Below are 784 nucleotides of genomic sequence, written 5' to 3'. Positions count from 1 at the left end.
AATCCCAATAGACATACCACTGAAGACTGCGCGTATTGTTGACCGGCACTACGATAATCAGAAATCCCGCTTCTTGTTCGGTGGTACCAATGAACGCGCTCGCCGGTGCTACAAACTCGGTCACCCGAAGGTAGTCCTGCTCCTGACCCGTGGTGCGCAACGAATACGACCGTAAGCCATACGGCTTGCTTTCGAGCGTGTACTTGGGGGTGTCGTTGCCAGTGACGAGCTGAAGCCCGGCCTGGGGCAGCTCCGGGTTCGCCGTGGTGTCATGGTGCAGCAGTCCGATATGGGCCGAGTCCATTAATGTTTCGACGTTTTGCAACCAGTTCGCTTCGTTATAGGAAGCCCGCGGTCTGGCGTGCTTACGATCAAAATAGGTGAATGCATAATCAGTGAAGGCCGGCGCTTCGCCCTCACCCAAGTACACCCAGACAATACCGCCACCCTCTCGCACCTGGAACCCTTGCCCCTTTACCTTTTTGCAAAAAGCCTGGTCCTTCTCGGTTGGCATTTTGGTGCAGTTGCCCTGCGTGTCAAAACTCCAGCCATGGAAGATGCAAGTCAGGCGGTTACCTTCATTTCGACCGAGCGCGAGCGAAACGCCGCGATGGGGGCATGCCTCATGGAGGAATCCGACATGACCATCGTCCGCGCGAAAGGCGACATATTTTTCGCATAGTAATTCGACACGTTGTGGCGTTCCTCCCGGCTCAAGCGCCTCACTGCGCAATGCAGGAATCCATTGTCTTTTCCAATACCTGTGCAGAGGTGTGCCAGGGGA

At 55.5% G+C, this 784-nt stretch carries 1 protein-coding gene; it reads right to left on the bottom strand.

Going from position 1 to position 784, the window contains the following annotated elements; genetic code table 11:
- The coding region (locus AC1DRJ_RS30645) for a Rieske 2Fe-2S domain-containing protein (RefSeq protein WP_477805409.1) at positions 1 to 733 on the bottom strand (733 nt) is incomplete at its 3' end.
- Between the last annotated feature and the right edge of the window lie 51 nt (positions 734 to 784).

The sequence above is a fragment of the Pseudomonas sp. P5_B2 genome (assembly GCF_056400445.1).
This window is presented reverse-complemented; position numbering and strand designations above follow the sequence as displayed.